This window comes from Sphingomonas sp. (assembly GCF_041661825.1).
In the GTDB taxonomy this organism is placed as follows: domain Bacteria; phylum Pseudomonadota; class Alphaproteobacteria; order Sphingomonadales; family Sphingomonadaceae; genus Sphingomonas.
Genome location: NZ_JBAZTU010000007.1, coordinates 200,038 through 223,393 on the forward strand (window position 1 = coordinate 200,038; position 23,356 = coordinate 223,393).

Consider the following 23,356-nt stretch of genomic DNA (forward strand, 5'->3'; position numbering starts at 1 on the left):
GCTAACCGTCCTTGGGTTCTCGATTCTGCGCCTGTCGCGACTGGCCCCGACCATCGGTGATAGCGCCTGGAATGCAACCTTGGACCTTTCGTGGCGGCGGAATCCGATCCGCATCGCGGCCATGGCGGCGTGCGCGCGCAGGCGCTGGGGTCAGGCATTGGTCGACGTCACTGGCGAGCAGCGCCGCCCACCGCTTCTGCGATGGCGCCTCGATATGAAACCGCGGACCTGGTTGCCGCCGCCCCTCCGTGCGCGCCGCTGTGGAACCCCGGGGATGGGCACACGCGGCACAATGCGGCTGTCGCGTTCGGCTCGTTTCAGAGGCGCAGCGCATGGCTGATCGGGCCGCCATCGCCGCCGGCCCCGGGCGAACCGCGGCTTTTTTCAGCAAGCTGCGTGCGTGTGCGTGCCTGTCGGGCGATGAAGAGCGGGCCCTTCAGAACGCGATGAGGGATGTCCGTTTCTTCTCGGCCGGGACCCATATCGTGGAGAAGGGCGACCGGCCCCATTATGTCCACATCCTGCTCAGCGGATGGGCTGCCCGGTACGAGCTGCTATCCGACGGCTCCCGGTCGATAACGGCGTTCCTGGTGCCAGGCGATATCTGCGACCAGCACGCCACGGCGATCGGGCGGATGGACCATTCGATCCTGACGCTCACGCCGGCGACGGTCGCCTATGTGCCGAACGGCCGGCTCGAGGCCATCGCAAGGGCATATCCGCGCGTTGCGCAAGCCTTGTGGTGGGCCACCCTCGTCGATGAGGCAGTGCTGAGAGCCTGGCTGGTCAACATTGGAAGGCGGGGCGCCTTCGAGGCGATAGGTCACCTGCTTTGTGAGCTGCACGTGCGGCTCGGCACGGCGGGCCTCACCGGGAATGCGCATTTCGAATTGCCGATCACCCAGAACGAGATCGCTGATGCGCAAGGGCTGACGACGGTCCATGTCAATCGCATGCTGCGGCGCCTTCGGAAAGAAGGATATATCACCCTTGCGTCGGGCAGGCTGGTCATCAACGATGTGGCGCGGCTCGAAGCCGCAACCGGCTTCGATCCCGGCTATCTGCACAATGGACCCGCAGGCCTGCTCCGGATCATCGGGTGATGGCACACAAGAAGCGCACAACGGGCGGCAATCAATGGCATCCTGTTGCCATGCCCGACGATGGGCGCGACCGCGGCGATGGCCGTTGATCCGGCAGACGGCGGCCGGGCCCCGCAGGAGCCGCGGCATTGGGCCTAGAGCCTGGCTGCATAGAGCAATCTGCCGGGACCCAGACGCCCAAAGACCTGGTCGAGGGCAGCTTCTGCGACGGCGAAGCATCCCTGGCTACGGCCGAGCTGTCCATGGGTGCTCAGCATCTCCTTGTTCGCATACCAGGCCGAGTGGATGACGATCGCCCGGTCCAGCGCATTGCTGTTCGTCGCGTCCAGTCCGATCAGGCGCTGGGAGCGTCCATGCTTGCCGGCGTAATAGTCGCCGGTCAGGAACGCGCCCTCGCTGCTGGCATTGGAGCGGGGAGCGTTGGAGAAATGCTGCAACCATCCGGTGTGCCCCGGGTCGGAACCCCGGCCATGGGCCACCAACAGAGCGGTCGCGGCACCACTTTCAAGATCGATGAGATGGAAGCGGGGCAGCGATGAGGGGACGCTGAAATCGGCAATGGCGATGCGATCGCGGAAGGCAAAACGATCCTGATGACGTTCCATCGCCCGCAACGCCTCCCGCAACAGCGCGGGCCGAACGACGCGCGGCGATGCGAGCGCATCGGTCGCCGCCTCTGCCCGCCCGCTCACAAGCGATGGTATCGCGAGTGCACAGGCAGCGCTGCCCGCGGCCTTCAACAGTCCGCGCCGCGACTGCATCGGTTCCGAAAACGTCCTGGTCATGATCGATCCCCACTCCACGATCGCACGATAGGCGGGCTGTTGAGCGGCAATGTAACTTTTGTTTATCCGCCGACGCTTCGCCGCAAGCCAGCGTCATCCCGGCGAAATGTTCACGTTGATGCATGGCCGGCGGTGGGACCGGCAGTCGCCGGCGACGCTGGACCGGCGACGCCACGCGCCTGACGCTGCCGGGCCTCGCGGCGATTAGGTATAGTTCCGCATGGTGCCGACCTGAGCCGGGCCTAAAAAAATGGCCACGTTGTTCACGAGGCCGCCATGAGACCATCTCGCAAATACGCCCTGCCGCTCCTGGCTGGTGCTGCCCTGTTCCTGGGAGGCTGGGCGCCGTCACCGGTCGAAATCCGGCCCGCCGACCCCGTCTCGCTCGCGGCGGGGACGGTGCTCGACGCCGTCAAGCGGCTCAAGGCCGGTCAATATATCTGGGCGCCGCAGATCGCGCCGGCCGGACCCCTATTGATGATCATCAACATCACGACGCAGCGTGCGGTCCTGTATCGCAACGGCGTTCCCATCGGCATCACGACCGTCTCGACCGGACGGTCGGGACACCTCACCCCGACTGGCGTCTTCACCGTTCTCCAGAAGCAGGTCCGCCATTATTCAAGCATCTACGACAATGCGCCGATGCCCTATATGCAACGCCTTACCTGGGGTGGCGTGGCGCTGCACGGCGGGAGTCTGCCCGGCTATCCGGCCTCGCACGGGTGCATCCGGTTGCCGAAGGAACTCGCCCGCCTGCTATATGGCGAGACCCATCTTGGCATGACGGTCATGATCGTCCGAAGCGACCTGCTCCCGGCGTTCGCGCCGAGCGTCGACCCGCTGCTCCCGCCGACGACAGGCGAGGCGCCAGCCAGCGACTTTATCTGGCAACCGGATCGTGCACCTGCAGGGCCACTGACCATATTCCTTAGTGCCGCCGACGGGGCTGTCGTCGTTATCCGCAACGGTCGGCAGATCGGCTCTGCAGCCGTCACAATCGACACGCCAGTCACCCGGCCGATGCTTTTCGTGCTGCAATCAGTCGATGCTGGTGGACCGCACTGGGCGAGAATGCCCCTTCCAGGCCAGGAAGGCGCCGCGGCGACCGAACTGCCGGTCAAGAGCATCCGGATGCCCGAGGCTTTCCGTTCGCTTGTCCTGAGCGCGGTGCGGCCAGGCACGACGGTGCTGGTCACTGCGGATTCGCTGAGGTCGGGCCGCAAGCCGAAAGAACAGAAGCTTCTGGAAAGCGAGTAGTCCATTAGCGGACCGTCGAGGGGTGATGGCCGGGCACGCCGCACCGACTCGCGACGCCTGGACATTCTTGCGCAGCCAGACATTTGAGCGCGCAGAGTGGCTTCCGATGTACTATCATGCGACGGGTCTTCGGTCGCCGGGAGTAGTGAGGTGCGGACGCGCCTCTTCAACATCGGACTTTCGTCGAACGCTCTGGACCCTTCGCCTGCGGATCATGGCAAACGGGATGTCGCGCGATGAGTGATCGAAAGTTGATCCATATCGTCGACGATGAGGAAGCGATCCGGCGCTCGACCTCGTTCGTGCTCAAGACGTCCGGTTTTGCGGTCGAGACCTGGAAGTCCGGCGCCGCATTCCTAAAGGAAGTGCGTCACGCGCCCCATGGCTGCATCCTGCTCGACATGCGCATGCCCGAGATGGACGGGCTCAAGGTGCAGCAACTGCTCAACGAGCGCGGCATCACCATGCCGGTGATCCTGCTGACGGGACATGGCGACATCTCGATGGCTGTCCGGGCGATGAAGGCCGGCGCGGTGGACTTCATCGAGAAGCCGTTCGAGAAGGCAATCCTGATGACCGCGATCAAGGCTGCTTTCGACAGGATCGACGCCGCTGGCTCGGCCGTCGCGCGCGCCGAGGAAGCGACGATCATCGTCGGGACGCTGACCGGTCGCGAGCGGGAGGTGCTCGACGGCCTGGCCCGGGGCCTGCCCAACAAGACCGTCGCCTATGACCTCGGCATCTCGCCGCGCACCGTCGAGGTTCACCGCGCGAACATCATGACCAAGCTTGAGGTGCGCAGCCTGTCCGACGCCTTGCGCATCGCCTTCGCGGCCGGGTTCGGCCAGGATTGACCGCTCGGGCCTGTGGGCTCACCGCATCTCGTCGAGGAGCTGGTCCAGATTGACGGTCGCGAACGCCGTGAAGCTGTCCGCGACCCCATAGGGCAGGAGCAGCTCGCGATCGCGGAGCAACGCCCCACAGCTGTAGATCACATTGGGCACATAGCCGTCACGCTCGGCGCCGCTGGGCCTGAGCAGGGGCGTCACCGTTCGCGCGAGGACCTTGCCTGGATCGTCCCGATCGAGGAGGCAGGCGCCAAGGCAATAATTGCGCACCGGGCCGACGCCATGGGTGACCAGGAGCCAACCCTCGGCGATCTCGATCGGCGCGCCGCAATTGCCGAGCTGGACGAACTCCCAGGGCCATTGCGGCGTCACCGCAACCGTCCCGCCGCTCCAATCCTGGAGATCGTCCGACTGAACGAACCAGATATTCTCGTGATCCTTGCGGCTCAGCGCCGCGTAGCGCCCGCCAATCCTGCGTGGGAACAACACCAGACCCTTGTCCCTGGTGGCCTCGCCGCTGACGGGCGCAAGATCGAACGTAACGAAGTCTTCGGTGCGGAGCAGTTCCTGGCGGATCGCGCTACCGCTGAATGCGACGCAAGTGCCGAGATAGGTCATCCGCCCGTCTTCCTCGACAAAGGGGACGAGCCGCAGGTCCTCGATCCCGTGGCGCTGCGTGGGCGTGATCGGGAAGATCACGATCTCCGACAGGTCGGTGACCGCATCGCAATGCAGCCGGATCGCCTCGCCGCCTTGCATGCCGCCGGCGATCTGCTCGATCCGCGGCGACACGGCCATGGGGCTGGCCGGATGAATCCGAACGTTACCCGCGGCGCTCCAGGTGCCGGTCCGAAAGGTGATGGACGAGACATCCCCCTCGCCCATGCTGCGCAGGGAAAGAATGAACCGCGTGGCGCCGGGGGCGAGGGCCGACTGGTCGGGATGGGCGACGATGCTGGGGTTGAGCACGGCACCTGCCTCGAAAGCATATTCCTCGCTGAAATAGGCGCCAATGAGCTGCGCCTGTTCGGCTGACGCCGGGCGGTTGGCGATAATCAGGCCATTGATTGCCTCGAAGCGGCGCATCAGGACCTGTTCGATATCGCGGTGACGTTCGGCCAGGTGCGCAATGACATGGTAGAGCTCGTCCCGCAGCGCCGCGTCGCTCAATGCCATGACCCGGTCGGCAAGCCGGTCCGCGCGCCCTGTGGACGGGTCCGGTTCCGCAGGCGCGAACGGTCGGATCACCAACCGTGTCGGATCGGGCGTGACATGAATCGCCGGATGCGGGGTGATGGCGCCTGAGGCACCGTGTCGCTCCTCGCCCGCGTTGCCGGGTGCTGGTTCAGGTCGCATGAGGGCAAAAGCTGAAGCGGTCCCGGGCTGATGACCTGCAAACGGGCGGGGAGGTGGTGCGATCGCCATCAACGGCCCATGGCCGAGAGCGGCGCACAAGTCCGGCCCCTGCTGGTGACGGTCTTCATCGGTCCCTGATGGATGGTTTCAGTCTCTGACCAGCTTAGGGCGCCGGCCCGGCGAGCCGGGCGTATCGCCTTTCGCGTCATGAAGCCTCGGCCTCTACAATATCCGCATTTGCCGTTTTCGTCCGCTGCGGCGTGGGGGCATGACGGACCGATCGCGCCTCTAGGGCCCGGCGGAGCGCCTCGTCCGCTGCAAGCAGGGCCTGTTCCCGCGCAGAATTGGTGGGCAACTGCCGGAGGCGCCGCTCCAGCGATGAGGTGAACGCCGCATAGCGGTTGCGCCAGTCCAGCGGCGCGACAAGTTCGGGGGCATCCTTCCTCGGAGCAGCGATACGACGGGGTGGGGCGCCAGGCGCGAGTGCGAAGCGCTCGTCCAACGCCGGGATGATGATATGGGACACGCCGGCGATCGTGGATGCATCCAGCGCGAGCCGGTCGAGCGCCGGCGCCTCGCCATGCGTGAGGAACAATCCGCCGCGCACCGGCGCGCAGGCACTGATCCAGCGGAGCAGTCCGGCACGGTCTGCGTGGGCGGAATAGGCATCGAGCCTCTCGACGTGCGCCAGCACATCGAAATCGTTCCCGGAGATGCGGACCGTCGCCGCACCGCCGCGAATGACCGAGCCAAGCGTGCCGGGCACCTGATAGCCGACGAACAGGATGGTCGAGTCGGGCCGTGAGATGTTCCGGGCGAGATGCTCCCTGATCCGGCCGCCGGTGCACATGCCAGAGCCGGCGATGATGATCGCGCCCGAAAGACCGCTCAGCCCGCGCGACTGGGCCGTGCTCTGGGTGAAATGCACATTGGCATCATCGAAGGGCGAAGGGGTGCCGTCGATGTCGACGCCGCCACTCGCGCGGTAGGTGCGCGTCATGCGCTCGGCGAGGGGGGAATCGACATAGATCGGACAGGGTGCGAGCCCGCCAGTGGCGAACAGGGCGACCAGATCGGCAAGGATCACCTGGGTGCGCTCGAGCGCGAAGGCCGGAATCAGAAGATTGCCGCCCCGCGCCATGGCCGCCGTCACGATCGCTGCGAGCGCGGCACGGCGGTCTGCGACGGGCACCGCTGCCCGGTCCCGGTCGCCATAGGTGGATTCGCAGACCACATGATCGAAGGGTTCGCCGTCATCGCCGTGGAACGGATTGTCCGCGGCGCGGTCGCCGATGTCGCCCGAGAACAGAAGCCTCTGGCCGTCGGCCCTGATCTCCACCGATGCCGAGCCCAGGATATGACACGCGTCCCAGAAGCGGATCAGGACGCCGGGCACCGGCACTGCCCAGGTCCCGATCTCGAGCGGCCGGGTCTGCCGCACCGTGTGCTTCACGTCATTCGCGTCATACAGGCGCTTGAAGGGGGGAAGGCCGGCCCGGTCGGGCCGCTTGTTGCGGCGGTGGACATCGGCCTCCTGAAGCCGGGCAGCGTCCTGGAGCAGCGGATCGATCAGCTTCGACGTTGCGGGCGTGCACCAGATCTCGGCGGTTGACCCCAGCCTGGTGACCAAGGGTAGCCGGCCCGAGTGGTCGAGATGGGCATGCGTCAGGACGATCGCGTCGAGTCCTGCCGGATCGAAGGGCAGTTGCTCGTGATTGAGAGCCTCGAGCGTGCGCGATCCCTGGAACATGCCACAGTCGATCAGAATGCGGCGCTCGCCGATCGTCAATTCCATGCAGGAGCCGGTGACCGTGCCCGCTGCCCCATGAAAAGCAAGTTCGATAGCCATGGTCAGTGCGCCATCAGGATGGGGATGAATGGGTCTTCGATCATCGTTCTGGTCACGCCGCCCAGGACGATCTCGCGAATACGGGAATGGGCGAATCCGCCGACAGCGAGCAGGTCGACATTGCGCTCGATCGCGAACCCCTGAAGCTGCTCCGCCGTGGATCTGCCATCGTCAGCCCGGTGCATTTCGACCGCGAACCCATGGCGCGCGAGGTGACGTTCGATGCCGCTGCCCGGCAGGACATCGCCCGGCGCGACCTGCGGGTCGGGGCCGACCGTCACCACGTCGATGCGCGCGCCGGGTTCGGCCAGGGCAACCAGGTCGTGCAGCACACGGCCGGCTTCGGCCGACGGCTTCCAGCCCAGCACGGCGTGCCGAACCGGCGCCAGGCTGCGCTCCGGAGGCAGCAACAGAATCGGTGTGCCCGAGGAAAGCAGGAGCGTCTCGATGAGCCGGCGCCGCAACCACGGGGTCAGCCAGGTCTCCTGGGGGCCGATCAGGATCAGGTCGGCGACCTGCCGGGTGTCGCGCACATCCGCCGAGAGCCAGCCCACACTGTCATGAAGGCCGAAGACACTGACCGGGTCTGCCGCGTCGGCGACGAGCGCGCGGGTTCGTTCGACTTCCAGCGCGTTGTCAGCCCGGAGCACGGGCTCGGGCATATAGAACGTCATCAGGGGGGCGAGGTCGGGCACGAGCATCGGTGCCGCCGTGAGAACCCCGATCTCGCTGCTGGCGCCCAGTCTCTTCGAGACCTCGAGCAGCGTCTTCACGAAGGGCGCGGCCGTCCCGGCATCGTCGATGAAGGACAGGATTTCTCGTACCATCTGATCTCTCCTTGTCCGGACACCAACCCGAATTTGGGCGGAGCCGCATTTGGGTAATCTACGTACGCGCCGGTGCCGGTTCCGCACCGGGCATCCGGGCAACGAGGCCCGGCACGACCTTCTTCGTCGCCTCGAGCAGGGCAAGCAGAAGCAGTCCGGCGGCACCCGCGATCGTGAGGTCAAGCCAGGTCAGCGGTGAGAAACCGAACAGCCGCATCACGCCGGGGACCGCAAGAATGGCCGCGAGGGTCAGGGCAAGGACCGCGAGCACATAGCGCAAGGCGATATTGTGCCTTGCAAAGGCCTCGCGGATCGACGTGCTGAAGGACCGGTTGACCAGGATCAGCGCCAGGATCGATGCGATCAGGGCGAAGAAGGTGAGACCGCGGACCTCGGGGGCCGGTATCTCGGCGGTGCTGGCGATCACGAAGATCGCGCTGAGCAGGAGGAAGGCAAGGCCGCCCTGGAACACGGCCCAGGCGACAATGGGAATGTTCAGCAGGCGTTCGTCCGGACGACGCGGTGCCCGGCGCATGACGTCGGCTTCCTCGCGTTCGGCCTCGAAGACAAGGGCGCACACGGGGTCGATGATCATCTCGAGGAACGCGATGTGAATTGGCGCGAACAGGATCGGCAGGCCGAGCAGCAGCGGCAGCAGGGCAAGCCCGGCGATCGGGACATGCACCGCGAAGATGAAGGCGATCGCCTTGCGGATATTATCGTAGATGCGCCGGCCCAGGCGCACGGCGTCGACGATCGACCCGAAATCGTCGTCAAGCAGGACGATCGCCGCCGCCTCCCGCGCCACGTCAGTGCCGCGCCCGCCCATCGCAATGCCGATATGGGCCGCCTTGAGCGACGGCGCGTCGTTGACGCCGTCACCGGTCATCGCGACGATCTCGCCGCGGCGCTTGAGTGCTGTCACGATGCGCAGCTTCTGCTCGGGCTGGATCCGCGCGAACACCGTGACGCTGTCCAGGCGTGCATCGAGCCCGGCATCGTCGAGCGACGCGAGCTCGGCCCCCGTCATCACCTCCCCTTCGGCGATACCGGCCTGCCGCGCGATCGACCGGGCCGTCGCCGCATGATCGCCCGTGATCATCAGGACGCGGATGCCGGCCGCGCGGCAGCGCTCGACCGCGAGGGGCACGCCGGCGCGCAAGGGGTCAGCGAGACCGATCAGGCCGACAAGCGAGAAATCATAGTCGCGCGCCGCCGCCGCCGGTGGCGCATCACGGGTGCGGGCCATCGCGACGCCGAGCACCCGGATGCCCTTCGCCGCCATGGCCTGTACTGCCGCCATCATCGCCTGGTCGTCGGCGGGGGAGAGCCGGCACAGCTGGGCGATCGCCTCCGGTGCGCCCTTGGCGGCGATATGCAGCACGCCCTTCTCTCCGGTCTCCCAGACATTGGTGACGGCCAGCAATTCGGGCGTGAGCCCATGGACTCGAACCAGCGACCAGCCGACCGTCGTGACAGGGGACGTGCGCCCGGCCGCCTGCAGCGCAATCTCCATCGGATCGGCGGGCACCGGGGGACTGGCATGGACGCCGTTGCTGACCAGCTCCCGATAGGCGTCGGGCACGGGTCCGGCCGCCGGGAGCGCGGAGCTTCCCGCCGGCCGGGTCCAGAGCTCGGCGACGCGCATCCGGTTCTCGGTCAGGGTTCCGGTCTTGTCGGTGCACAGGACCGTCGCCGAGCCGAGCGCCTCGATCGCGGCGGCGCGGCGGGTCAGCACTCGTGCCTGGCCGATCCGCCACGCACCCATCGCAAGGAAGATGGTCAGGACGACCGGGAACTCCTCCGGCAGCAGCGACATGCCGATGGCGATCCCGGCCAGCAGCGCGTCGATCCAGCCCCCGCGCAGGAAGCCGAACAGCAGCACGACGGTGACGGCCGCAGCCGCGCCGCCGAGCGCGCAGAGCCGGACGATGACGGCCATCTCCCGGCGCAGCCGCGGCGCCTCGGTCTCGAGCGTCGCCAGCGCCCGGCCGATCTGGCCGATCCTGCTGGCATGGCCTGTCGCGATCGTGCGCGCGGTGCCGTTGCCATGGGTGACGAGCGATCCGGAAAACACCAGTCGCGGATCCTCCGTTCCCGCCCCGCCGTGCGGCACGCCTGCCAATTTGGCGACGGGGAGCGACTCGCCGGTCAGGAGCGATTCGTCGACCTCGAGGCTGTCGGCGTCGATGAGGGTCGCGTCCGCCGCGATGCGGTCGCCCTGCTGCAGCAGGAGGAGATCGCCGCGCACGACATCGCGACCCGCGACCCTGACCTGGACACCGTCGCGCACGACGAGCGCGCGGGGCGCGGAGATGTCGCGCAGCGCTTCGAGGACGTGCTCGGTGCGCACCTCCTGCACGATCGTGACGGTAATCGAGAAGCAGGCGAACCCGCCGAGGATCAGGGCCTCGCTATGGTCGCCCAGGATCAGATAGAGCACGGCACCGCCAAGCAGCAGCGCCAGCATCGGCTCGCGCAGTACCTCGCCCGCGATCAGAAGCGGCGACCGCCGTCGCGCCCGCGGCAGTTCGTTGGGCCCATCCGCGGCAAGGCGTGCCGCCGCCTCGGCCGCGGTCAGTCCGTCTCGCCACGCGGAATCCTGCCGTTCGACCAGCGCCATCAGTTGCTCCCGTTCTCGATGGGGCGTGGATAGGCGCAATACCGGGCCCGATCCGTACGTATTTGCCCGAATCACCGTCACGCGCCGGACCGGGCAATCGTTCAATCCGTCTCGGCGCGCTCGAAGTCGGCCTTGAGCAGCAGCCGGGCCGCCACAGCGGCTCGCTCGCACCGGCCCTGCTCGCTCCGATCGTCTCGAGTCAGCGGCAGGCTTTCGAAATCGCGGTGACGGGCATAGCCTTTTGCCAGGGCGATTCGTTCGACCGCGCTTCGAAGGGGCCCGCTGAGCCCGTCCAGCGTCGCATCGCTATAGTCGATATAGAGCCGGTGTGAGCGGGCCAGCGGCAAGGTCCGTGCGAGGTAGCGCGCTATGCCGCGCTCGAGATTCCGTGACCAGGACACATGGTCTGGCGCACGCGCGATCTCCGGGGGAACCAAGACCCGTTCAGTCGAGAAGGACGCGGCACCGCCGAACACCTGGGGATAGCTGGTAAGGGCGTAGACGGACGCAAGGCCGGCCATGTCGGCACCGGCGATGAAGGTGTGACGGCGCCCCGGCGCGGTCGGGAATGATGCATCGATTGCCGGCTTTAGCTCCTCGACGATGAACCTGAGATAGGCGTCGGACAAGGCCGGTCCGCCCAGCGCGATTTCCACCTGGCCGCGGAGCCCGGCGGCGCAAAGCGCCAGGGGCGCGCCCGGCGCAAAGTCGCGCAGGCTGGTTGAGGAGCACCCGATACCGACCACGATCGCCGGCCAGGATAGGGCCGCAGCGGCCAGCGCCGCTATGTGGCCGTCGGGGCCACTCGCGTCATGCCAGGGGCCCTCTCTGTCCGGCAGCTGCTCGAGATCGTTGATATAGACAACCGGGAGCGGGCGATTCCCTGAACGATCATCCGAAAGCCAGACGTTGATATCGCGGGGCTCGACGAATCGGGACGGCATTGCCGGGAAGCGCGCGGCCTTCCTTTGTCTTTCGAACGTCGCGGCTGACCGGCTCGGGGCGGCCGCCGCGACTGCGACAAGCGCTGCGGAGGCGATCAGCGTGCGGCGGTTGAGCGGGGCGGAGCACATGAAGGTCGGCCCGCGATCCGGTCAGGCGTCGGTCAGCTGATCGCACAGCGAGACGCGAAAGCAGAGCGCGCTGCCGTCGCGCTCGGTGATGGTGACATACTCGCCGAGGCGGAGCGGGTGGGTTTCGAGATGGAATATGGGCTCGTCGTCTTCGTCGCCCGGCGCATAGGACAGGACCCAACCCTTGCGGCCGTGGCGCAGATAGCCATGGACATCAGGCTCGTCCGGCCAGGAGCGCAGCACGGTCGCGCGTTCCGGCGCTGCCCGAAGCGAGTCGGGATCGACGATGCCGTGCTCGTCGAGCGGCAGCCGGAGCAAATAGGAATGAGCAGCGGAGCCTTGGGGAAGGTCTTCGGTGCGGGCGAGGTCCAGGCGGATCATGGTCCATGTCATGGAGCCGTTGTCGCCGCGGTCGTCCTTGCGCGAAATACGTGAATCACCGGATCGGCGTGCATCGCGTCGATGGTGCGGAGGCGCGACACTCCCAATGGGCTGGTCATTGCCCGGCGTGCCGGCATCCGGAACATTGCGCATGGCGCCCTGACCCCGAAGGAGGCGATGCCAGGATCGATACTTACTCTTCGAGGCTGCCATGAAGAATATCCTGGTGCTGGTGCACGACGATCCCGGACAGGAGGCACGGATCCAGGTTGCGCTCGACATCGTCCGCGCCGTCGACGGGCATCTCATCTGCCTGGAGGTTGAAGTGATGCCGGTCCTTTCGGGCGATATGGCCCGGACGAACGCGATCATCATGGCCGACGAAGACGAGTCCGGGAGCGCCAACCGTGCAAGGCTCGAGCCGCGCATCCTCGCCGAGCAACTGCCGTTCAGCTGGATCGAGCAGCGCGGATTCCTCAGCCCGACAATTCGCTCGATCGCGGGACCGGTGGATCTGATCGTGCTCAACCGCGATCTGGACGCCGCAGGCTCACCCGATATGGGCTGCCTGGTGGCCGAGGTCCTGAGCCAGTCGGCGATGCCCGTCGTCGCCGCGCCGGAGCAAGTCCGGCGGTTCGATATCTTCGGCCACGCCCTTGTCGCCTGGGATGGTTCGCCGCAGGCGGAGGCGGCGTTGCGCGCCGCGATACCCCTGCTCCGGCATGCCGGAGCAGTGTCGCTCCTCGAAGTCGATGACGGTTCGCTGAGCTTGCCGGTTTCCGAGGCGGCTGCCTATCTGGCGCGTCATGGAATTCAGGCGCGCATAGTGCGCGAGCGCCCCCTGTTCGCACTGCCCAGCTCGCTCATCCTCAAGGCGATCGGCACCATCCAGGCCGCTTATGTCGTGATGGGCGGGTTTGGCCACAGCCCGTTCGTCGAGGCGGCCTTTGGTGGCGTGACGCGGCACCTGCTGCAATCCTGCCCCGTGCCGATCCTCCTCGCCCGCTAGCAGGGAGAGCTGGTCGATCGACCAGCCCTCCCTGATATCGGTTGAAGGCGTCAGCCGACGACGATATTGGCCACGACGCTGCTCACACCGGGAGCGGCCCAGGCTGCCCGCTCGGCGATGCGGCGTTCGTTCCATGTGTCGACGCGGCCGCCGAGCGTGACCTTGCCGCCGTCCGTGACAATGGTGACTGCGGCTGCGTCAAGATCGGCCGACCGCTCGAACGCGGCCATGATCCGTTCGCGAACGTCACTTGCCGCCGGCATAGCGCGCAGCGCCACCAGGTCGCTGACGCCAGTCACGCCGTTGATCTTGCCGGCCGATCGCCGCGCTGCGTCTTTCTGGAAATACCAGTCCACCGTGCCGCTCAGGGTCACCCAGCCATGCTCGACCTTCACGCTGATGGCCTCGTCCGGGATGGAAACATCCCACGCGAACATGTCGGCGATGCGATTGGCGATCTCGGTGTCAGCCGTCTTCGGATCGGACGGATAGCGGACCTTCAGCTCCTCGGCCAGCGCCCGCACGCCCGCGACGCGTCGCACAGCTTTCTCGGCCGCGACCTTCTCGGCAAAGCTCCTCACATGACCGGACAGGGTAACGATGCCGTCAATCACGCCGACGCCGATATCTGTGTGGTGGACGCTCGGATCCCATTCGAGCTCGGCGATCACGTCATGCTGCAGCTGGCTGTCGCTCTTCATCGTGCTTCTCCTTGGTTCCGAACAGGTTCGACTCGGTCGCGTGCCGGGCAACGGGTGCTGCACGGAGCAGCGTCGGAAGGCTGATGGAGGCGACCGTACCTCGGCCCTTGCGGCTACGGATGCGCATTCGGCCATGGGCCGAGCTGACAAACGCCTGGACTCGTCCCAGGCCGTTGCCGCGCGTGCCGGACGGGCGTTCACCCAGCGCGCGAGCGAGCATTTCCGACGTCATGCCGTCGCCATCGTCCAGGATGGAAATCCATATGCGGTGCCCTGCGCCCCGCGCCCGGATCCTCACGCTATTCCCGGTCGACAGTGCCTTTCTGGCGTTCGTGACCAGCTCGAGGATCGCCGCGTCGAATGCGTCTGCGTCGAGCCGGGCGGGCAGGCGCCCCGGACGGCGCTCGATGCGCACCAATGCTCGCCCGGCAAGGGCGCGTATCATCGGCGCGAGGTTGCCGAGCCTGGCATTGACGTCGACCACGGCAAGGCCACTGGGTTGGCGTCGCGTTCGGGCTAGAAGATCGCTCGTCAGCTGACCACCCCGCAAGGCCGCCATCTCGATCGCATCCAGCAATGTTGCCCGTTGCCGGTCTTCCGGGTCGGCTTCGAGCAGGTGGCCAGCCGAGGCGACGATACCGAACAGGTTGCGCAAGTCGTGAACAATGTCACGGCTTGGGGATAGCTGTGGCGCTGCGGGACTTGGTGATCTGTGCATGGTCACTGCCCTTCGAGGGAACCGCTTTGTCGGTCGCAGCGGTGACGGACAAAATGCGTAGATATACGTATCCGCCCACGGTCATGCCGCCGCGTGCGATGGCTGAGCCGAGCAGTTCCTGGCGGTACGTGACGATCCCATCCCGGCCTGGTGAGCCAGCAGCAGGGGCACGGTGCGCTCGGCCAGCATGCGGCGAGTCACCCCGCCGAAAAGTGTTCGAAGAGTCGTGACTGGCCGGAGGCGCCCCTCACGCAATAGGCCGGCCTGGTCAGTTCATCGCGCTCACTTCGCGTCGCGTCATCCCCGGGCGCATGATGCCATCTCGATACGGCATCGATCCGTAACTGCGAGCGCCAGGGTCATCGCGGGCGGTCGATGCCTCCGTAAGTTTCCGGATAGGTTCGAGTATTGAGGGGGCGGAGAATGACAGGGTGACTCGCGTCGACCTTCGCATCCTGTCGCGATGGCAGCTGGCCACACCGTGCCCCCTTTGATGATCGATGGAGACCGACATGACCCGCGACAGCAAGATCCAACATGATGTGATGACCGAGCTCGCCTGGGAGCCAAGCATCGACGAGGCCGAGATCGGCGTCACCGTCCATGACGGCGTCGTCACGCTGTCGGGCTTCGTGACGAGCTTCCCCGAAAAGGCGGCGGCTGAGCATGCCGCGACGCGCGTCGCCGGTGTGAAGGCGATCGTTGAGGAGTTGAAGGTCCGGTTCTCAACCGCAACCCAATCGAGCGATGTCGAGATCGCCAAGCGGATCGCCAGCATCTTCGAGTGGGATCCATCCATTCCCGATAGCAGGATCAACGTGAAGGTGGAGCATGGCTGGGTGACGCTATCGGGGAAGGTCGCCTGGCACTTCCAGAGCGATGCTGCGCGCAAGGCCGCTGGCAGGGTCCAAGGCGTGCTCGGCGTCAGCAATCTGATCGAGGTCGCACAGCCGGCCAGCGCTGCGGACGTGCGCCAGAAGATCACCGCTGCCTTCGAGCGACAGGCGGATCTCGATGCGGCGGCCATCTCGGTGCGCACTGACGGCGGAACCGTGACGCTGAGCGGTCAAGTGAAAGCATGGAGCGAACGGCGTATCGCCGAACGCGCCGCCTGGGCGGCCCCGGGCGTAACCAAGGTCGACGATCAGCTGCGCGTGGCGTAGGCGATGGCCGTCATGCAGGGGCCGTTGCCGGTCCCTGCATGCATGCAGGGCCCTGGTGGCAGTGGCGTCGGCGACGGCATCTGAGCAGCAAGCCAGCCTCGACAGCTCAGCTGCGTCGACGCGGGTGCCCCTTCGCTACGCCGCCGGACAGGCGCGCTACCGTCGGATAGCGCGTCGCAACATCGTTTGTGTAACCGAGATTGAACATCGTGGCGCTCTTCGCCGGGCGCTCGCTGCGGGTGTAGAGCGTGCCGAACAGGCGATCCCACAGGAAGTTGGTGATCCCGAAATTGCCGGCCTCGTCATGGAAATGATGTTCCATGTGGCGCTGCTTGATCACCGCCAGCCATCGGATACGCGGCTTGTAGGCGAGGTGCTGGATGCAATGGAAGAATTCGTAGAAGCAGGTGGCGAGCAGTCCCGTGGCGAACCCTGCCGCGGCTCCGCCGGTACCTCCGATCACCCAGCCGGGAAGCGCTGAGACGAGCAGTAGCGTCGGCAGGGTCGTGTAGAGGGCGCCGAAGAGCACCTCCAGATGGTTGGGGTCCTGGTGATGGTCGTAGTGGATCCGCTTCCACAGGCCCGCGAGCGCCGGCACCTTGAACATCCAGTGGCAGTGAAGCACCCAGCGGTGCAACGCGTACCAGACCAGCGGATAGCACAGCACCACCAGCAGGATCGTCGCGACCGTCTGCAGCAGCGGTGCTGGAGACCACAGCCAGGCGCCGATCGATGCGGCGGTCAGCGCCAGATAGCAGAGGATCGTGTAATGCCCGAGATAGGCACGGACCAATTCGCCCAGCGTCATGCGATCGAGATGGTGCGTTCGTTTCCAGAACGCGCGGGATGGAGAGGCCTCAGGGTGCATCGGATTGTTTGTCCGGTTGAGCTCGTTGGCGAGCGACTGCGACCGGCGCCTATCATTGCCGCTGCGCCACCGGGTTGACGGCAATCAAATGGGCTCGGCGGATGTGGCTGTCATCTCGCGGCAGCCGGCGGGAACGCTGCACCCTATCGCGGCGGCTTCGTACTTCTACCAATATGACCGGCCCGGCGGACGTCGCATCGATCACGCAACGCCAACATCCGCAGGAATCCTATCATGAAAGCGCTCGTCTACCAGGGCCCCGGCAACAAGGCGCTGGAGGAACGGCCCAAGCCCGTCATCGTCGACGCAGGCGACGCGCTGGTGCGCATCACCAAGACCACGATCTGCGGCACCGATCTCCATATCCTGAAGGGTGACGTGCCGAGCTGCGCGCCGGGCCGCATCCTGGGCCATGAGGGTGTCGGCGTGATCGAGGCGGTCGGGCCAGGCGTGACCGCGTTCAAGCCGGGCGACCCTGTGCTGATCTCCTGCATCACCTCCTGCGGGCGCTGCGACTATTGCCGCCGTGGCATGTATTCGCACTGCGTCACGGGCGGCTGGATCCTGGGCAATGTGATCGACGGCACTCAGGCCGAGTTCGTGCGCATCCCCCATGCCGACACCAGCCTCTATCCGATCCCCGCCGGCGCGGACGAGGAAGCGCTGGTGATGCTCAGCGACATCCTGCCGACCGGCTTCGAATGCGGCGTGCTCAACGGCAAGGTCTCGCCGGGCTGCAGCGTCGCGATCGTCGGGGCCGGGCCGATCGGCCTCGCCACCCTGCTGACCGCGCAATTCTATTCGCCGGCGGAGATCATCATGATCGACCTCGACGACAACCGGCTGGAGGTAGCGCGTCGTTTCGGAGCGACCTGCACGATCAACAGCACCGATGGTGGGGCAGTCGAGGCCGTCAAGGCATTCACCGACGGCCGCGGCGTCGACGCGGCGATCGAAGCAGTGGGCATCCCGGCGACCTTCGAGCTGTGCGAGCGGATCGTCGCACCGGGCGGCGTGATCGCCAATATCGGCGTGCATGGCGCCAAGGTGGACCTGCATCTCGAGACGCTCTGGTCGCAGAACATCTCCATCACCACACGCCTGGTGGACACCGCGACCACTGCGATGCTGCTCAAGACGGTCGTCTCGAAGAAGCTGGATCCGACGAAGCTGATCACGCATCGCTTCGGCCTTGATGATGTCCTCGAAGCCTATGACGTGTTCGGTCGTGCAGCCGAAACAGGCGCGCTAAAGGTGATCATCGAGGCGAGCGCGCCATGAGCGCCGCGCTGGCCGAACGCCGCTTCGGCTATTGGGCGGCGATCGGCGCCTGCGCGGCAAGCGCCGCCTATGGCGTGCCGCAGATCCTGCAGGTGGCCGGATGGCTGCCGACGCCGCTCGACCGCTATCTCATCTTCGCCCCGTCGCTCGCGCTGGCGCCGATGTTCGTGCTCGCGATCGCGGCATCGTGCGCCCAGGCGGCGCCGGAGCATCGCGCCCGGCGGCTCGGGGCGCTGGGGCTCGCCGTGGTATACGCGACCCAGGTCAGCAGCGCCTATGCCATCCAGCTCGGATCGGTCCTGCCGCGCGAGGCGGCCGGGCAGATCGGGTCGTTCAGCGACTTCACCTGCTGCACCTTCCGTGCCCCGATCACGACGGTCGACCTGCTCGGCTATACCCATATGTGCCTGTCGCTGCTGTTGCTCGCGACGACCTGTCCGCCCGGATGGCTGCGCTGGATGCTGCTCGCCAATGGCGCGCTGGCGCCGGCGCTGTTCTTTCAGCTCATCTGGCCGGAACTGATCTATGTCGGGGCGATCTGGCTGGTCGTCTTTCCGCTGGCAATGGCGCTGCTTGCCCGCGACCTGGGTCGCAGAGACACCTGACGAGTCACGATAGGGCAACGCCGATCCCGAGCGCGATCGCAGCGGTCGCGGCGCACAGCGGTGCCGCCGCCAGGAAATGCGCGCGGGATCGGGAGGCGCCCAGCACAAGCCCCGTCTTCAGCACCATGTTGAGCAGCACTGGCATCGCCAGTACCACGCCGGCCATGCGCGGCGTGATCGCGTCGGGTGGCATGGCGGCGAAGGCGATCACCGCCGCATCGACATCGGCCAGCCCGATCACCGCCAGCACGCCGGCAACGCCCGCATCGCCGAACGCGACGAGCGCCCAGTGGCTCGCGATGGAGGAGATGGCAACGATCACCGTCAGGATGAGGGCCGCGCCCAGTTCGAGCGGATTGCCTAGTACTACGGCCTGTTCCTGCTGCGCCGTTTCGCGTCGAAGCCGCCACCAGGTCGTGCCGGCAAGCAGGGCCACTGCCGGCCCCAGGATGATCGCAAGGGGCGCGATGGCGCGGGGCGCGAGGATAGCGACGAGCACGCAGACCCGCGCGACGCTGATCGCCGAGGCAAGCGCGATCCCCGCCGACAGCGCGGCCGTCGCAGTCGGACTGGTTGCCAGCCTGCGCGCAAACGCCAGCGTCACGGCGGTAGACGAAACCAGCGCCCCACAGGCCGCGATCAGCACCATGCTCCGCGACGCCCGGGCCCGACGCGCGAGGATGTAGCCGGCGAAGGACAGACCGGTGACGAAGATGATCACCAGCATCAGCTTGTGCGGGTTCAGTGCCGCATAGGGACCCATCGCGCGATCGGGCATCAGCGGCAGCAGGACAAGCGTCAGGATCGCGAACCGGGCCGCTGCGCGAAGCTCCGCCGCGCTCAGGCCGCGCACGATGCCGTGCAGCTGCCCGCGCATCGACAGCAACAGGGTCGCAGCCGCCGCGGCGCCGAGCGCGATCGCCGGCCTTCCGAGGGTGGCGAGCATGCCGAGCGCGAGCACGACGACGCCTGCAATGGCGCTGGTCGCACTCAGGTCGCCTGGCTCGCTGCTTTGGCGGAGATAGCCGATCAGGATGAGCAGCACGGCGCCGCCGAGCAGCACGGCTGCAGCCATCGTCGGCAAAAAGCCGGCAATGCCGCCGGCTAGCCCAAGCAGTCCGAAGGTGCGGAATCCCGCCACCCGGGTGCCTGCCCGCTCGTGGCGACTGGTCCAGCCGCGTTCCAGGCCGATCAGCAGACCGATGGCGAGCGCATAGCCGAGCGTGGACGCAGTCACCGGGTCGATATCAGCCATACTCGCTCCGGTCGTTCAAACGGTCCCGCCACGCCCGAGCGACTGGATCTGTGCCGCATGCCGCTCGCTCAGCACCGTGCTGCACGTCGAGCGCGCGAGCTCGCGGACGCGTTCGAAATCCTCTCGCATGAAACGTTCGTTGCGGCCATCGACGATGGCGTCGAAATGGGTGTGCGTACTGCCGGTCATCGCGAAGATCGTGGCGAGATAGGTGTCGAATGCCTGGCGCATCGACGCCCATTGGCCATGCTCCTCGAGCCAGGGCATGGTCGAGGCTGAGGAGCTGAGGATCACGAGGCGCTTGCCCTGCAGCAGCCGCGGGCCGGTACCGGTCTTGATGTCGCGGGCGATCAGCCCGGCGCCCATCACACGGTCGACATAGCCCTTGATGATGGCCGGGGGCATGCCGAACCAGATCGGATAGACCAGCACGATCACGGAGCTGGCCTTGATGAGCTCGACTTCGTCCTGGACTTCCGGGCTGGGAACGAAGCCTGGCTGATCGGGCCGTTCCTCATTCTTCAGCAAGGGATCGAACCCGATCGCATAGAGGTCGCGCAGCATCGCCGTCTGGCCGCAGGCGCGGACTGCGTCGCAATATTCGGCGGCGACCGAGCCGTTGAAGCTCGAGGACGCCGGATGGCCCAGGATCACCAGATGGCGGATCTCGTGAGGATCGACGCGCATTACAGGCTTCCGTTGATTGCGATCGCCGCAAGCAGCTCAGCCAGGACGATGCAGCACAGGATTGAGCCGCCGATGGCCGCGCGAGGCTGGCGGACGGCGAAGGACGCCGCGCGGTCGGAAAGCGCATGCAGGGCAGTTGCCATATCGAGTCCTCCGGTTGGGATGAGCGAAATCTAGCGACTGGGCCTCGCGGCCATATGCGGAACTATACGGATGTCTCACCGCGGGCGGGGCGTGGGAAAACACTGGTGTTGGAGACGCGCGTCGCGTCGACTCGCACAGGAGCGATCCCATGACCGTCCGCAACCTCCAGGCCCTTCTTCATCCGCGCAGCGTCGCCGTGATCGGCGGGTCGCAGCGACAAGGTTCGATGGGCGAGATGGTGCTGTCGAATATCGCCGACGGAGGGTTCGAAGGCACGATCTTTGCCGTGAACCCGAAACTGGTCGAGATGAAGGGCGTGGTATGGGTGGCGTCGGTAACCGAGCTGCCCGTCGCGCCGGACCTGGCGGTGATCGTCACGCCTGCGGCAACGGTCGCGACGATCGTGGGCGAGCTCGGTGCGCTCGGCACCAAGGTCGCGGTGATCGTTTCGGCCGGCTTGCACGACCCGGTGACGCGCCAGGCGATCCTCGATGCAGCGAAGCCGCATATGCTGCGCATCGTCGGCCCGAACTGTCTCGGCGCGTTGCTGCCCCATGCGAAGCTCGACGCGTCTTTCGCGCCGCGCGCGGCTGTGCCGGGAGGGCTGGCGTTTGTATCGCAGAGCGGCGCCCTGGTCACTGCGATGCTCGACTGGGCGGCGGCGAAGAATATCGGTTTCTCGGGGGTCGTCTCGGTCGGCGACATGGTCGATGTCGATCTCGGCGACCTTATCGACCTGTTCGCGGCAGACCCGAAGACCGATGCGATCCTGCTCTATATCGAGGGCGTCACTAATCCGGCCAAGTTCATGTCGGCCGCCCGCGCCGCGTCGCGGATCAAGCCGGTGATCGCGATCAAGGCCGGGCGGACCGATGCGGCAGGCAAGGCGGCTACCTCGCATACCGGCGCGCTGACCGGTGCCTATGACGTGCACGCCGCTGCGTTCCGCCGTGCCGGAATCATCCTGGTCGACAGCCTGACCGAATTGTTCGACGCGGCGCAGATGCTGAGCCGGCATCGGCCGTGGTGTGGCGAGCGGCTCGCGATCGTCACGAATGGCGGCGGCGCTGGCGTGCTCGCAGCCGACGCGCTGCCCGCTAGCGGCGGGACCCTGGCGGCGCTGACGCCGGAGACGATCGCGGCGCTCGATCCGGTGCTTCCAGCTTCCTGGTCGCGTGCCAACCCGATCGATGTGGTCGGCGACGCACGGCCCGAACGATTCGCCTCAGCGACGCGCGCTGCACTGGCCGATCCTGGTGTCGATGCGGTGCTGGTCGTGCATTGTCCGACCGCCGCGGCCACCGGCACCGATATCGCGCAGGCGGTGATCGCGACGGTCGCCGAGCGTGTGCCCGCAACCAAGCCGGTGATCGCCTGCTGGCTCGGCACGCACAATGCCGACGCGGCGCGAGCCGCGTTCGATGCGGCCGGCATAGCGCTGTTCGACAATCTCGACGATGCGGTGCGCGGCTTTGGCTATCTGTTGCAAGCCAGCAAGGGTCGCGATGCCGTGATGCGCGCGCCGGCCCACGTCACCGTCGCTGAGGGGGACCGGGCCCGGGTTAGGGCGATTCTCACCGGCGCTCGGGGCGAAGGGCGCACGATCCTCACTGGGTGCGAGGTCCGCTCAATACTCGGTGCCTATGGCATCCCGGTGGTGGAGGCGGTGCTGGCGCGCACGATCGAGGCCATCCCTTCCGCCTGTGCGCGCGTCTCGGCGCCCTATGTCCTGAAACTCATCTCGCCGCAGTTTCCGCACAAGTCCGACATTGGCGGGGTCGCACTCAACCTCGCCAGCGAACAGGAGGCGGTGGCCGCCGCGCACGTGATGGTGCGCCGCCTCTCCCAGGATCACCCCCGGGCCTCGATCACCGGTTTCGAGATCGAACCGATGATCGCTCCCGCGCATGGGCGCGAGCTGCTCGTCGGAATCGCCGAAGATTCGGTGTTCGGGCCGGTCATCGCCTTTGGCGCCGGCGGCAAGGCCGTCGAACTGATCCGTGACCGCGCGCTCGGGCTGCCGCCGCTCGACGATGTCCTCGCCGAGGACATGATCGCCTCGACCCGGATTGCCCGCCTGCTCGACGGCTATCGTGACGTGCCGCCGGCCAACCGCATGGCCATCGTCGCTGCACTCAATGCGCTGTCGGCGCTGGTCCTGGATTTCCCCGAGATCGTCGAACTCGACATCAATCCGCTGGTGGTCGACGAGGCAGGCGCGATCGGGGTCGATGCGCGGGCCCGCATCTCGGGCGCACCGCGGGCGTCGCGCGCCGTGATCCGCCCGGTGCCGATGGAATGGGCGCGTGATCTCACCACCCGGGACGGCGTTGGGATGCGTGTTCGACCAGTGAAGCCCGGCGACGAAGCGGCGTTGGCCGAGTTCTTCCGTCACGTCACGCCTGAAGATCTTCGGTTCCGGTTCCTGACCGGCCTTCACGAGGTCGGGCATGATCGCCTCGTCGCGATGACCCAGATCGATTACCGACGGACCATGAACTTCCTCGCCTTTGCCGGGGACGGTCTGTTGATCGCCACGGCGATGCTGGCCTGCGATCCCGATGGCGTCCGGGCTGAGCTGGCCATCTCGGTCCGCGCAGACTTCAAGGGCCGCGGCGTCAGCTGGACGCTGTTGCAGCATGTGCTCGCCTATGCCCGAGCGGAGGGAATAGAGACGGTCGAATCGGTCGAAAGCAGCGATAACCACGCCGCGCTGAAGCTCGAGCGCGAGGCGGGTTTCGAGGCCGTTCCCAGCCAGACCTTCTCGACCGAAGTGACCGTCCGCCGGAAGGTCGAGACGAACTGATCGAAACTGCTCTC

General features: G+C 66.7%; 21 protein-coding genes. 8 read left to right on the top strand and 13 right to left on the bottom strand.

Annotated features, from left to right (window positions below):
* Window positions 1–332 precede the first annotated feature (332 nt).
* Entirely contained in the window at window positions 333–1,103 is a 771-nt protein-coding gene (locus tag WC729_RS28325; protein ID WP_372858069.1) for a Crp/Fnr family transcriptional regulator, read from the top strand.
* Window positions 1,104–1,237: 134 nt separating this feature from the next.
* On the opposite strand, the gene WC729_RS28330 is transcribed toward WC729_RS28325, so the two are convergent.
* Window positions 1,238–1,864, bottom strand: a complete 627-nt coding sequence (locus WC729_RS28330) for a murein L,D-transpeptidase catalytic domain family protein (protein WP_372858071.1) — start codon at window positions 1,862–1,864, stop codon at window positions 1,238–1,240.
* A gap of 300 nt (window positions 1,865–2,164) precedes the next feature.
* Here WC729_RS28330 and WC729_RS28335 point away from each other — a divergent pair, with 300 nt between their 5' ends.
* Both WC729_RS28335 and WC729_RS28340 read left to right on the top strand, forming a co-directional pair.
* The gene (locus WC729_RS28335) at window positions 2,165–3,148 is read left to right on the top strand and encodes a L,D-transpeptidase family protein (RefSeq protein ID WP_372858072.1); all 984 of its coding nucleotides are present in this window, start codon (window positions 2,165–2,167) and stop codon (window positions 3,146–3,148) included.
* Between the two features lie 236 nt (window positions 3,149–3,384).
* On the top strand, window positions 3,385–4,002 hold the full coding sequence (locus tag WC729_RS28340) for a response regulator transcription factor (protein ID WP_372858073.1): 618 nt from the start codon (window positions 3,385–3,387) through the stop codon (window positions 4,000–4,002).
* Between the two features lie 18 nt (window positions 4,003–4,020).
* Here WC729_RS28340 and WC729_RS28345 read toward each other — a convergent pair whose 3' ends face one another.
* From WC729_RS28345 to WC729_RS28370, 6 genes are all read right to left on the bottom strand, one after another.
* A complete protein-coding gene (locus tag WC729_RS28345) occupies window positions 4,021–5,352 on the bottom strand; it encodes a glycoside hydrolase family 130 protein (RefSeq protein ID WP_372858075.1) in 1,332 nt (443 codons plus the stop codon).
* A 205-nt stretch (window positions 5,353–5,557) separates the two neighbouring features.
* Entirely contained in the window at window positions 5,558–7,201 is a 1,644-nt protein-coding gene (locus WC729_RS28350; protein ID WP_372858077.1) for an MBL fold metallo-hydrolase, read from the bottom strand.
* Window positions 7,202–7,203: 2 nt separating this feature from the next.
* Window positions 7,204–8,028 (bottom strand): universal stress protein, encoded by an 825-nt coding sequence (locus WC729_RS28355; RefSeq protein WP_372858078.1) that lies wholly within the window; start codon window positions 8,026–8,028, stop codon window positions 7,204–7,206.
* Between the two features lie 58 nt (window positions 8,029–8,086).
* Window positions 8,087–10,651 carry a cation-translocating P-type ATPase gene (locus WC729_RS28360; RefSeq protein WP_372858079.1) on the bottom strand — a complete coding sequence of 855 codons (2,565 nt, stop codon included), beginning with the start codon at window positions 10,649–10,651 and terminating at the stop codon, window positions 8,087–8,089.
* A gap of 101 nt (window positions 10,652–10,752) precedes the next feature.
* Window positions 10,753–11,595 carry an alpha/beta hydrolase gene (locus WC729_RS28365; protein ID WP_372858080.1) on the bottom strand — a complete coding sequence of 281 codons (843 nt, stop codon included), beginning with the start codon at window positions 11,593–11,595 and terminating at the stop codon, window positions 10,753–10,755.
* A gap of 150 nt (window positions 11,596–11,745) precedes the next feature.
* Window positions 11,746–12,318 (bottom strand): hypothetical protein, encoded by a 573-nt coding sequence (locus WC729_RS28370; RefSeq protein WP_372858081.1) that lies wholly within the window; start codon window positions 12,316–12,318, stop codon window positions 11,746–11,748.
* Here WC729_RS28370 and WC729_RS28375 point away from each other — a divergent pair.
* Window positions 12,317–13,114 (top strand): universal stress protein, encoded by a 798-nt coding sequence (locus WC729_RS28375; RefSeq protein WP_372858082.1) that lies wholly within the window; start codon window positions 12,317–12,319, stop codon window positions 13,112–13,114. The genes WC729_RS28370 and WC729_RS28375 overlap by 2 nt on opposite strands.
* Window positions 13,115–13,164: 50 nt before the next feature.
* Here the strand turns inward: WC729_RS28375 and WC729_RS28380 are convergent, their stop codons facing one another.
* Window positions 13,165–13,815, bottom strand: a complete 651-nt coding sequence (locus WC729_RS28380) for a BON domain-containing protein (RefSeq protein WP_372858083.1) — start codon at window positions 13,813–13,815, stop codon at window positions 13,165–13,167.
* The gene (locus tag WC729_RS28385; RefSeq protein WP_372858084.1) at window positions 13,787–14,470 is read right to left on the bottom strand and encodes an ATP-binding protein; all 684 of its coding nucleotides are present in this window, start codon (window positions 14,468–14,470) and stop codon (window positions 13,787–13,789) included. Before WC729_RS28385 ends, WC729_RS28380 begins: the two co-directional genes overlap by 29 nt.
* Window positions 14,471–15,045: 575 nt before the next feature.
* Here WC729_RS28385 and WC729_RS28390 point away from each other — a divergent pair.
* A complete protein-coding gene (locus WC729_RS28390; protein WP_372858085.1) occupies window positions 15,046–15,696 on the top strand; it encodes a BON domain-containing protein in 651 nt (216 codons plus the stop codon).
* A 106-nt stretch (window positions 15,697–15,802) separates the two neighbouring features.
* On the opposite strand, the gene WC729_RS28395 is transcribed toward WC729_RS28390, so the two are convergent.
* Window positions 15,803–16,504, bottom strand: coding sequence for a sterol desaturase family protein (locus WC729_RS28395; protein WP_372858086.1), 702 nt, complete (start codon window positions 16,502–16,504; stop codon window positions 15,803–15,805).
* Between the two features lie 294 nt (window positions 16,505–16,798).
* Here WC729_RS28395 and WC729_RS28400 point away from each other — a divergent pair, with 294 nt between their 5' ends.
* Window positions 16,799–17,845: a zinc-dependent alcohol dehydrogenase family protein gene (locus WC729_RS28400; protein WP_372858087.1), complete on the top strand. Its 1,047-nt coding sequence runs from the start codon at window positions 16,799–16,801 to the stop codon at window positions 17,843–17,845.
* A complete protein-coding gene (locus tag WC729_RS28405; protein WP_372858088.1) occupies window positions 17,842–18,450 on the top strand; it encodes a hypothetical protein in 609 nt (202 codons plus the stop codon). The genes WC729_RS28400 and WC729_RS28405 overlap by 4 nt, the downstream gene beginning before the upstream one ends.
* A 4-nt stretch (window positions 18,451–18,454) precedes the next feature.
* Here the strand turns inward: WC729_RS28405 and WC729_RS28410 are convergent, their stop codons facing one another.
* Genes WC729_RS28410 through WC729_RS28420 form a run of 3 tightly spaced genes read right to left on the bottom strand, consistent with a single transcriptional unit; the run spans window position 18,455 to window position 20,535 of the window.
* Complete coding sequence (locus WC729_RS28410) at window positions 18,455–19,705, bottom strand: MgtC/SapB family protein (protein ID WP_372858089.1); 1,251 nt, start codon at window positions 19,703–19,705, stop codon at window positions 18,455–18,457.
* 15 nt (window positions 19,706–19,720) lie between these two features.
* The gene (locus WC729_RS28415) at window positions 19,721–20,392 is read right to left on the bottom strand and encodes an NAD(P)H-dependent oxidoreductase (RefSeq protein WP_372858091.1); all 672 of its coding nucleotides are present in this window, start codon (window positions 20,390–20,392) and stop codon (window positions 19,721–19,723) included.
* Window positions 20,392–20,535, bottom strand: a complete 144-nt coding sequence (locus WC729_RS28420; protein ID WP_372858093.1) for a hypothetical protein — start codon at window positions 20,533–20,535, stop codon at window positions 20,392–20,394. The genes WC729_RS28415 and WC729_RS28420 overlap by 1 nt, the downstream gene beginning before the upstream one ends.
* A 149-nt stretch (window positions 20,536–20,684) precedes the next feature.
* Between WC729_RS28420 and WC729_RS28425 the strand changes: the two genes are divergently transcribed.
* Window positions 20,685–23,342, top strand: a complete 2,658-nt coding sequence (locus WC729_RS28425) for a GNAT family N-acetyltransferase (protein WP_372858094.1) — start codon at window positions 20,685–20,687, stop codon at window positions 23,340–23,342.
* Window positions 23,343–23,356 lie beyond the last annotated feature (14 nt).